The organism is Secundilactobacillus similis DSM 23365 = JCM 2765, from assembly GCF_001311075.1.
Taxonomy (GTDB): domain Bacteria; phylum Bacillota; class Bacilli; order Lactobacillales; family Lactobacillaceae; genus Secundilactobacillus; species Secundilactobacillus similis.
Genome location: NZ_BBAD01000098.1, coordinates 1 through 11,031, shown reverse-complemented (window position 1 = coordinate 11,031; position 11,031 = coordinate 1). Strand labels below are relative to the sequence as shown.

Sequence of the window (11,031 nt, the reverse complement as noted above, 5' to 3'; positions counted from 1 at the left end):
CCGCTGAGCTCCGCGCGCCTCCGCCTCCCGCTACATGGTGCGCTGTTGGCAACCAGAACCGCTGACTGTCACATGCTGAAGTTGACGAAACTGTGTGATAGCAACGCTGGGCGATAACTCGATAGCTGCAGAAGCAATTGTGGTCAATGTTCAGTAGCCGTCATGAACCAACGATTGCGCTGCAGAAACGTATCACTTGCACGTCATGTTTATGCCAATCAGATATGCTATGTTGTCGTTCGACGCGTTTTGAGATGTTCTACGATAGTGCCGAATTGCGTCAACGTAAGATGAAGGTAAGCGACTAGGTGTATGCTGTGTCGCGATGATTGGTGGTTGTTGGTGTTCTTCCGACAACCGCCAATCATCGGGGACAAATGTAAGACTCGCACGGGGTTTAGCGAGACTTACATTTGAGGTCTGAGACCGCTCTTCGGCTCAGGCCGGCCCCACAGCAGGAACCTGACCGGCTACCGGAATCGACAGTTCACGCAAATCAAACTTCACAAACTGAACAGCAGAATGCTTACGCTGGACACAAGCGTAAGCATCAACGCAAAAGCTCCGGCTGGTTCAAGGTTCAAACCAGCCGGAGCTTTGCGTTAGCGTCACGTATCGTTGGTGCTGATAGTGTTACTTTTCAGCTTTTAAAGCTGCGAAACGGTCTTTGGTAGCTTGGAGCTTGGCTTCGTTATCAGCTTTTTTTTGGCGTTCGCTCTCAACCACGTCGGCTGGGGCGTTGGCCACGAAGCGTTCGTTGCTAAGCTTCTTCTTAGCACGGTCAACTTCGCTTTCAAATTTCTTGATTTCTTTTTCAAGCCGGGCAGCTTCTTCGTCTAAGTCAACTAATTCAGCCAGTGGTACGTAGACTTCAGCATCGCTAATGATCCCGGTCATGGCTAACTTAGGTGCGGTGATGTCGGCACCAATCGTCAAGGCCTTTGGGTGAACGAACCGGTCAATGTAGTTCCGGTTAGTTTCGAACACGTGTTGTAAGTCCTTGTTGTCAGTCTTGATCAAGACGTCGATTTCAGATGACATTGGAGCGTTGGCTTCGGCCCGGATGTTCCGAACAGCTTTGATCAACTCAATCAAGTTGGCCATTTGGGCTTCGGCTTGGTCGTTTGCAAATTCGGCGTGGGTCTCTGGGTATTTGGCAACCACTAATGAGTCCCCAACATGTGGCATCGTTAACCAAATCTTTTCAGTCACGAATGGCATGATTGGGTGTAGCAAACGTAAGGTTTGATCCAAGACATAAGCCAGCACGTTGCGGGTGTTGTCCTTGGCTTGTTCATCGTCACCGTTCAAGGTTTCCTTACTCATTTCGATGTACCAGTCACAGAAATCGTTCCAGATAAAGTCGTACAAGGCCCGACCCGCTTCACCGAAGTTAAACTTGTCGAACTGTTCAGTAACTTGAGCAACCAACTTGTTCAAGCGACTGAGAATCCAGCGATCAGCTAAGTCCCATTCACTTTCAGCTGGTAACTTCGGTTGCTTCATGTCACCAAGGTTCATGATCACGTAACGACTGGCGTTCCAGATCTTGTTGATGAAGTTCCAAGCAGCGTCCATCTTCGTGTAAGTGAACCGGATATCTTGACCAGGCGTTGACCCGTTTGACAAGAACCACCGAAGCGCATCGGCACCGTACTTGTCGATAACGTCCATTGGATCGATCCCGTTACCCAGTGACTTACTCATCTTGCGACCTTGTTCGTCACGAATCAACCCGTGCAATAACACGTGCTTGAATGGCCGACGACCAGTAAATTCAAGGCTTTGGAAGATCATCCGTGATACCCAGAAGAAGATGATATCGTAACCGGTAACTAACGTATCGGTTGGGAAATACCGCTTGAAATCAGGCGCATCCGTGTTTGGCCAACCCATCGTTGAAAATGGCCACAAAGCACTTGAGAACCACGTATCCAAAACATCTTTATCCTGTTCCCAGTTTTCGATGTCCTTAGGTGGTTGTTCGTTAACGTAGATTTCACCGGTTTCCTTGTTGTACCAAGCTGGAATCTGATGACCCCACCAAAGTTGACGGGAGATAACCCAGTCATGAATGTTTTCCATCCATTGTGAGAAGGTCTTTTCGAACCGATCAGGCACGAAATCAACCTTGTCGTCAGTTTCTTGGTTCTTCAACGCTTGTTCGGCCAATGGCTTCATCTTAACGAACCATTGCGTTGACAAACGGGCTTCAACTTGAACCCCAGTCCGTTCTGAGTGACCAACTGAGTGCACGATTGGATCGATGGCAATCATCAAGTCTTGGTCTTGGAGATCCTTAACCATGGCTTTCCGAGCTTCAAAGCGATCCATGCCTTCGTACTTACCGGCATTTTCGTTCATTGTGGCATCTTCGTTCATCGTGTTGATGCGTTCCAAGTTATGACGGTTCCCAACTAAGAAGTCATTAGGGTCATGCGCTGGCGTGATCTTAACGGCCCCAGTCCCAAAGGCGGGATCGGCGTGTTGGTCACCAATGATTGGAATTTCGCGGTCAGCTAATGGCAAGATAACCTTCTTGCCAATGACATCCTTGTACCGTTCATCCTTAGGGTTAACGGCAACGGCCGTATCACCCATCATCGTTTCAGGACGGGTAGTGGCAATTTCAATGTAATCCTTGCCGTCAAGGGTGGTTTCGCCATCAGCAAACTTGTATTTGACGTGGTAGAAAGCCCCTTGATCGTCTTTGTGAATCACTTCAATATCAGACAAGGCAGTCCGAGCTTGTGGATCCCAGTTGATGATGTACTCGCCACGGTAGATCAAGCCCTTGTTGTAGAGTTGAACGAAGACCTTTTTAACGGCATCGGATAACCCTTCATCAAGCGTAAACCGTTCACGGGAGTAATCGAGTGATAGTCCTAACTTACCCCATTGGGTCTTAATGGTGTTGGCGTATTCGTCCTTCCATTCCCAGACCTTTTCAATGAACTTTTCACGACCAAGGTCGTAACGGCTGATCCCTTGTTCACGTAGCTTGGCCTCAACCTTTGCTTGAGTGGCGATTCCGGCATGGTCCATCCCTGGTAACCATAACGTATCGAAGCCTTGCATCCGCTTTTGACGGATGATCATATCCTGTAACGTAGTATCCCAAGCATGGCCTAAATGCAGTTTCCCGGTAACATTAGGCGGTGGAATAACGATGGAATATGGATGAGCCTTCTTATCCCCACTAGGCTTAAACAGCCCGTCTTCTAGCCATTCGTTGTAACGACCCGCTTCAACGGATTGCGGATCGTACTTGGGTGGCATTTCATTTGATTGTTCACTCATTAAATCAACTTCCCTTCTTTAATTTGATTGCTATGTAAGAAAAAAGCATCTCGTCCTATCATCTAACAATAATAGGACGAAATGCTTCGCGGTACCACCTAAATTGGGCTTTTAACCCCTCTCAATAACAATCGGTAACGGATGTCACTCCGGTTTGGCTTACTATCAGTTCAGCCAAACAGCTCGCAAGCTACTGGTCGTGGGTTACCGGAAACTGTTTCAGCCAAGCAGTTTCTCTCTGAACGGTAAGGGCCACGACCCCTCTTGCTTCAAATGCTTATACACGCTATGATAGCCAATTTTTAGCTAAGCGTCAACTCTAGATGTTAATTTTTCTAATGCATCAAGGGCTGCTAGGTAATCTGGTTCATTTTTGATTTCAGAAACGATTTCTTCGTAGGTGATCACACCCTCAGCATCAGTAATGATGATTGCCCGAGCTAAATTACCTAACGTTGGTAAATACAAGTCCGTCGCGTAGCCAAATGACAGCTCTTCATCAGAAAGTACTTGGAGGTTTTGAACCCCTTCAGCAGCACACCAGTTCTTTTGTTCTTGAATGGTGTTGTTTGAAATCGTTACGAAAGTTGCGTCAGGATAGTGGTCAGCCTGCTGATTAAACTTTTTAGTTTGTAAACTGCAGACCGGCGTGTTCAAATCCGGCACGATCGACAACACAAGTGGCTTGCCGATCAGCTGTGCCATCTTAACCTTTTCGTTATCCGCATTAAACAGCTTAAACTTTGGTAATTGGTCTCCAACTTGTGGTGGAGTTCCTTCTAATTCAACTGGATCACCGTTAAACGTCACCTTCACAATGAACACACTCCTTGGTCATTTTGAGTTAAATTTAACGCGTTTTTGCTTGAATTGCAAGTGTTAGGTGGTTTTTCTGCTTGCTGTCGATTGTGTTCAACGTAAGCATATTTAGTTTGTGAAGTTCAGTAATTCTGGTTTTGTATAGTGAGAAGATGCCGCGGGAGGCTCCGGCGCTATGCGAGACTGGAACGCAGTGGCGGGCCTACGAGCTAGGAATGGGCAAAAACCGCCCATGCCGGATCTCTCCGGACCCGCGTATGACTAAAGCACTCGCACCCCGAACCCCACGGGGCACTACTGCTTAAGTCATACCGACACTGCTGAGCCCCGCGCGCCTCCGCCTCCCGCTACATGGTGCACTGTTGTCAACCAGAACCGCTGACTGTCACATATTGAAGTTGACGAAACTGTGTACCGGCAACGTTAGACAATAACTCGACAACTGCAGAAGCAATTGTGGCCAATGTTCAGTAACCGCAATGGGCTAACGGTTGCGTGATGCCGAGCTTCATCAGTTGACCGTCGCGTCTATGTTGATTTGATAAGATGACGTTATCGTTCAATGCGTTTTGAGATGTTCTGCGATAGTGCCAAATTGCGCAATATGAGATTCCGGTCAGCGATAGGTGGATGCTGTGTCGCGATAATTGGTGGTTGTTGGTGTTTTTCCCAACAACCATCAATTATCGGGGACGAATTCAAGACTCGCACGATTTTTGGCGAGGCTTGAATTCGAGGACTGAGACCGCTCTTTGGCTCAGGCCGGCCCCACAGCAGAAACCTAGTCGCCTACCGGAATCGTTAATTTACGCAAATCACATTTCACAAACTCACATCAACGAATGCTTACGCTGGACACAAACGACAACAAAAAAGCCAACCAATACCATCGTATCGGTCAGCTTCATCGAATCCGCGATTACAGTAATTCTGCAAACACGTCTTCTTGTTGGTTCATGTAGTTTTCGCCTGGCTTGATTTCAGTCACGGTAATGCCGTTAATGGCTTCGGCCATCAACGTATCAACGTCGATCAGCTTTTCAAAGTTCCGGGTCTTTTCAAGATCAGGCCGGGTCTTTGGTGCTGGTGGCGTAAAGATCGTACAGCAATCTTCAAATGGTAAAATTGACAGTTCATAAGTGTCAATTTGTTCCGCAATTTTGATGATTTCGGTCTTATCCATTGACACTAATGGTCGCAAGACTGGCATCGTGGTGACATCGTTGATTGCCATCATGCTTTCAAGGGTCTGCGAAGCCACTTGGCCAAGAGATTCACCGGTGAACACACCCTTATCACCCCGAGAAGCGGCAATCGCAGCGGTGATGCGTAACATCATCCGCCGTTGGATGGTCATCAGGTAACCTTCAGGCACCTTTTCCTTGATTTCTTCTTGAACTTTCGTAAATGGCACTTGGATAAACTGGATACTACCAGCAAACCCAGCCACTTTCGACGTTAAGTCCTTGGTTTTAGCCAAGCTTGTTCACTGGTATATGGCGGACTGAAGAAGTGCACCATATCCAGCTTAACGCCCCGCTTCATGCCAAGGTAAGCTGCTACTGGTGAATCGATCCCACCAGAGATCATCATCGCAGCCTTACCACCAGTCCCAACGGGTAATCCGCCAGCGCCAGGAATCGTTTCGCTACTGAGGAAGATTCCGTTTAGGCGAACTTCCACTCGTAGCGTAATGTCTGGGTGCTTCATCTTTACTTGAATGCCAGGGATGTTAGTCAGGATGTGGCCACCCAGCTTATCATTGATTTCGTTGGTATCGAATTCAAACCGGTGATCTTGGCGTTTTGTGTTGATTTTAAACGTCATGCCGGGTTCAAATTGAGCCCGAATCATCTTGAGCGCCATGTCTTTAACAGCATCAAAATCCTTTTCCAGTTTAACAACTGGCGAAAAGTTTTCGATTCCGAAAACACCCTTTAACCGTTCAATCACGGGGGTTGAATCGGTGCCGTTTAGTTCAACGTGCAACCGGTCGTGTTGGGCATGGATCTCTAAGTCTTCAAACTCATGCAAGCTGCGACGAACGTTGCGACCAAGCACCCGGATAAAGTCCTTCCGGTTCTTGCCCTTGGTCGACAGCTCGCCGTAGCGAACCATGATTTCAGAATATTGCATACTAGGCCTCCTTAATCGCTAAGTTTCTTGAATTGGTCGTAGAGTTGGTCAAATACTTTGATAAATTCATCGGCTTCCGCCAACGTGTTGTGCTCATCCAAAGAGATTCGAACGGCACTGGTTGCTAACGATTCAGGAACCGCCATCGCCGTTAACGTGCTTGAAGCCAAGTGCTTCTTCGATGAACAAGCACTGGTCGTCGAAATGTAAATATCATGTTCTTCAAATGCATGCACAATGGTTTCACCCCGTACACCCGAAATCGCAAAGCAGAGGATGTGTGGCGCAAAGCCATTATTAATTTCAGAAAAAGTGGTCACAAGTGGGAATTGACTCACGTGATCAAAAATCCGTTTTTTAATTTCAGCTTGCCGGGCAACCTTTTTAGGTTCGTCATTTAACAACAACCGTAGTGCTTTGGCCATTGCCGCAATAGCGGGTAAGTTTTCAGTCCCGCTCCGCAGGTTACGTTCTTGACCACCACCGGTTAACAGCGGTGCAATTTTACGGCCACGACGCGCATAAATAAACCCGATACCCCGAGGACCGTGGAACTTGTGCCCTGAGAAGGTCACGAAGTCCACCCGATCGTTCATCACGAGCTTTTGAATACCTTTACCGATGCCCTGAACGGCATCGATGTGGAAGTGAATCTTCGGATAGTCTTTTAACACATCCGCCACTTCGGCCAAGGGTTGGATCGTCCCAATCTCATTGTTGACCGCCATGACGGACACTAGAATCGTGGTTGGTCGGATAGCGGCCTTCAAATCAGCGATTGAGATGCGACCATGTTCATCAACGCAGGTACGTCACTTCAAACCCAAGTTGCTTTAACTGCTCCATTGAGTTATGAATGGCGTCGTGTTCGACCGCCGTTGTAATCAAATGGTTACCAAACGCCCGCTTTTCGATTGCAGTTCCCTTAACGACCCAGTTATCACCCTCAGTACCACCACTGGTAAAGAGAATTTCACTCTGAGAAACGCTTAATAGATCGGCAATTTGCTTACGAGACTGTTCCAACAGGTTAAACGCCTGTTCACCAAATTTGTGCAGACTAGAAGGGTTCCCCCAAATCTGATGGCTTACCTTATCGTAAGTATCCACCACTTCGGGAGCCGCTTGCGTTGTTGCACTATTATCAAAATAGATCATGTTATATCTGAGCCTCTTTATTTTAAATTGGTTCGACTCCAATTAAAAGTGTTTCCATTATAACAGAAAACGACTGATAGACAAGCGAGATTGATTGGGTTGCCAGCAAAAAAGCGGTACCAAGCAGCCCCTTTCAAGGCACTTGATACCGCGTGTGTCAACTACGCTTCTTCGTTTGCAGGCGTGGTCGTTTGTTTATTTTGATAATACTGATCTTCTAGTCGTTTGTATGAACCAGGTTCAACTTGATCCAACACCGTTGCAATCGTTTCTAAACTTTTGGCATAGTCAAAATCGTTGTCAAATAACTGTTGGGCTTTTTGACTCGCTTCAGCGACTTCGGCATGCGTCAACCGGTAGCGGTTCGCGTACTGGATCAGCTGTTCAGCTAGTAACGCGCTGTCCACCAAATCATCGGTCTTTTCAGTTAAGATGTCCAGATCTGATTGAATCATGATCAACTGTTTCGTAATATCTTCCATGTTGATTTGGACTTGGTTGATATTTTCGTTTAGTTTCTTGATCTCATCACTGACGACCATGTAGTAGTCTTGATAAGCCTTGCTGGCGCCTGGTAAGTTCAGGTTTTCAACTTGACGCTTAATACTGTGCATCTCGAATTCAAATTGTTGCAACGTCTCGCGAGCCTGTTGTTCTTCCTTAGCTAACCCGGCAACACTATCGTTGATTTCTTGCTGTTGCTGTTCGATCTGCGTCATTTCTTGCTTTTGTTTTTCTTGACGGCTAACAACCTGAGTCATTACCGCCGTTTGATCGTGCATCCGTTCAACGTCACTTTGATAGTCGCCTTCAATGGTTCGAAGCTGTTCCCGGAAACCACGGGCCGTTTCTAATTCTTGGTGATCCAAGGTGTAATTGAGGTTGAGCCGTTCCAGTTCCCGTAATAGCAAACTGTTTTGATTTTTGGCATGGGCAATGAACTTCGCTAAGTAATCTAAGTTAGCTTCGGCTTTAGGTTTCGCGTTCATTTCTTGTTCCATCAAATCATAGAAGTGATCGATTTTTGTTGCAATCGCCGTATCATTTTGAGAAACCGTATCTAAATCTAAGTCGCCGAGGGCCGTCTTGCTGGCAGCAACCTGATCTGTCAACGCGTTGATTTGCTCTGACAAATCAGCCTCTGGGTATTTGTATCCCTCTGCCGTTAAGGTTTGTTCACCCTGTTGTAATTCGCGAATCTGATCAGGAAATTGGGTTTCAATATTCTTGAATAATGGCGGAATCTGTTGAATCATTTCTTCTAATCGATCCGTATCACGTTGCAATTGGGCTAGTAACTCGGCCGCTTTTTCGTGATCGCCTTGACTCGTCAGTTCGCGGAAGTGGTCATTATCATCTTCTAGTTGCGCTAATTGACCTTCCAAACCGTCAATCGCTGGTCCGTACATGAAATTCTTGGCCAGCAACGTTTTGCGTAATGATTGATACTTGCCTTCCAATGACTTAACCGCTTCTTTATGTTGCGTGTCTAGATCCTTCAGCGATTTAACCTGCGCCTGTAACTCATCAATGGCTTGTTGGGCAACTTTCAATGATTCATTCGCCTTGCCAACGGCCTGTTGGGCAGCAAATACGTGGTACTGCTTAGCTGCTGTGATGGCTTGACTAGTTTGCTTAGCTAATCGTGGCAACCGATTATCCGTCAATTCCTGAAAATCAGTTACGAGTGCCTTCACCTGTTCCAGCGTCTTACCAGTAAGGCTCATCCGCTTCACCTGATCCACGGCCTGCACGAGCTGGTCAATGTCTAAGGCCTGACGCTTTTGATCGACCGCCTTTAGTTTTCTGATCAAAACCTGTTGATAGATCAAAACACCGGCGTAAATAACAATTGCTAGAATAATGATCCCGATAAGCACCCTAAACATCTAATCCCCGTCCTTCATATCTAAAATACACACTATGTATATGAGTAATTATGATTGCTTTTTAATCTGCTAGCCATTAAAATCTATGCTAGCTTAAATTATAGCATACCTAGTGAAAAGGCTTCACCGTAAATTTGAAGTTTTAATTCATCTTTAGATAAGGAGATTAACACATGTCTGAAACTACCCCAGCAACTTCCTTGCTTAACCAGCAACTTGACGCCCTTTTATACAACGAACACAACTTGATTGCGAACCTGTCTAACGCATCAGCTTTGTTGAATCAATCCCTGGAGGATTTGAACTGGGCAGGGTTTTATCTGTATCAAGAAGCAGACGATGAACTCCTTTTAGGACCATTTCAAGGTAACGTCGCCTGTGTGCACATTCAAAACGGCGCTGGCGTCTGCGGAACAGCGTTTCAAACTCAAACCACGCAAGTCGTTAAAAACGTTCACGAATTTCCCGGTCACATCGCCTGTGATTCGGCCAGCAATTCTGAAATCGTGGTTCCATTGACCAAAAACGGGGTCAAAATCGGCGTTATGGATATTGATTCGCCATCCTTAGGTCGTTTCGACGATAATGATCGTCAAGAACTTGAACAATTTGCCGAGATTCTGCTCAAACATATTGACATCGCCTAGCGATTCGCGATATACTGGCGTTTGTGTAAAATAATGCAGCGGTGAGCGGTAAGCTCGTCAACAGATCACTGCCAATTGGTGGTTCAGCTAGTAACCTGCAGCTGCACAAGGCGAACACTGCAAAGGGATCTGCACGAATATCAAACTCACGTTAGATTATTTTACTCCAACTAAAATTATTGGAGGAACCAATTTATGTCACGTTATACAGGTCCAAGCTGGCGCATTTCTCGTCGTCTTGGTGTTTCACTTTCAGGTACTGGTAAGGAATTAGCTCGTCGTCCATTCGCTCCTGGCGAACACGGCCAAGGCCGTCGTCAAAAGTTGTCTGAATACGGTACGCAACTTCGCGAAAAGCAAAAGTTACGGTTCACTTACGGTATGACTGAACGTCAATTCCACAACTTATTCGTTCGCGCCGGCAAGATCCGCGAAGGTAAGCATGGTGTTAACTTCATGATCTTACTCGAACGTCGTCTTGACAACGTTGTTTACCGTTTAGGTTTGGCTACTACTCGTCGCCAAGCTCGTCAATTGGTAAACCACGGCCACATCACTGTTGATGGCAAGCGTCTTGACATTCCTTCATACGAAGTTAAGCCTGGTCAAGTGATCAGCGTTCGTGAAAAGTCAAAGGACATGCAAATCATCAAGGATGCCGTTGAAGCCGTTGTTGGTCGTCCTCAATACGTTGAATTCGATGCTGATAAGCTCGAAGGTAAGCTTGTTCGTTTACCACAACGTGAAGAAATGGATGCAGAAATCGACGAATCACTTATCGTTGAATACTACAACCGTTAATATTTCGGTTTTCACAAAAAAGATGCATACCCGCGGGTGTGCATCTTTTTTTGCGTAGATTTACGAAACTTACGCTTGTGCCCAGCGTAAGCATCATTGATGTGAGTTTGTGAAATGTGATTTGCTTGAACTGTCGCTTCCGGTAAGCGGCTAGGTTCCTGCTGTGGGGCCGGTCTGAGCCAAAGGGCGGTCTCAGCCCTCGAATCTAAGCCTCGCCAAAACCCGCGCGAGTCTTAGATTCGTCCCCGATGATAGGCGGGTTGTCGGAAAAACGCCAACAA

5 protein-coding genes, 2 pseudogenes and 1 other annotated feature are annotated in these 11,031 nt (G+C 46.6%); of the genes and pseudogenes, 2 read left to right on the top strand and 5 right to left on the bottom strand.

The window, feature by feature from the left end; genetic code table 11:
• Nucleotides 1-633 precede the first annotated feature (633 nt).
• From JCM2765_RS14665 to ezrA, 5 genes and pseudogenes are all read right to left on the bottom strand, one after another.
• On the bottom strand, nucleotides 634-3,300 hold the full coding sequence (locus tag JCM2765_RS14665; protein ID WP_054737362.1) for a valine--tRNA ligase: 2,667 nt from the start codon (nucleotides 3,298-3,300) through the stop codon (nucleotides 634-636).
• A gap of 69 nt (nucleotides 3,301-3,369) precedes the next feature.
• Nucleotides 3,370-3,583 (bottom strand) — a binding site (T-box leader).
• 23 nt (nucleotides 3,584-3,606) lie between these two features.
• The gene (tpx, locus tag JCM2765_RS14660) at nucleotides 3,607-4,116 is read right to left on the bottom strand and encodes a thiol peroxidase (protein WP_054737361.1); all 510 of its coding nucleotides are present in this window, start codon (nucleotides 4,114-4,116) and stop codon (nucleotides 3,607-3,609) included.
• Between the two features lie 922 nt (nucleotides 4,117-5,038).
• Nucleotides 5,039-6,255, bottom strand: a pseudogene (thiI, locus tag JCM2765_RS14655) (tRNA uracil 4-sulfurtransferase ThiI).
• An 11-nt stretch (nucleotides 6,256-6,266) separates the two neighbouring features.
• A pseudogene (locus JCM2765_RS14650) lies at nucleotides 6,267-7,413 on the bottom strand (cysteine desulfurase family protein).
• A 161-nt stretch (nucleotides 7,414-7,574) separates the two neighbouring features.
• Nucleotides 7,575-9,302, bottom strand: a complete 1,728-nt coding sequence (ezrA, locus tag JCM2765_RS14645; protein ID WP_054737360.1) for a septation ring formation regulator EzrA — start codon at nucleotides 9,300-9,302, stop codon at nucleotides 7,575-7,577.
• A 173-nt stretch (nucleotides 9,303-9,475) separates the two neighbouring features.
• On the opposite strand from ezrA, the gene JCM2765_RS14640 reads away from it, so the two are divergent.
• Both JCM2765_RS14640 and rpsD read left to right on the top strand, forming a co-directional pair.
• On the top strand, nucleotides 9,476-9,949 hold the full coding sequence (locus tag JCM2765_RS14640) for a free L-methionine (R)-S-oxide reductase MsrC (RefSeq protein WP_054737359.1): 474 nt from the start codon (nucleotides 9,476-9,478) through the stop codon (nucleotides 9,947-9,949).
• 195 nt (nucleotides 9,950-10,144) lie between these two features.
• Nucleotides 10,145-10,750, top strand: a complete 606-nt coding sequence (rpsD, locus tag JCM2765_RS14635) for a 30S ribosomal protein S4 (RefSeq protein ID WP_054737358.1) — start codon at nucleotides 10,145-10,147, stop codon at nucleotides 10,748-10,750.
• The last annotated feature ends 281 nt before the right edge of the window (nucleotides 10,751-11,031 follow it).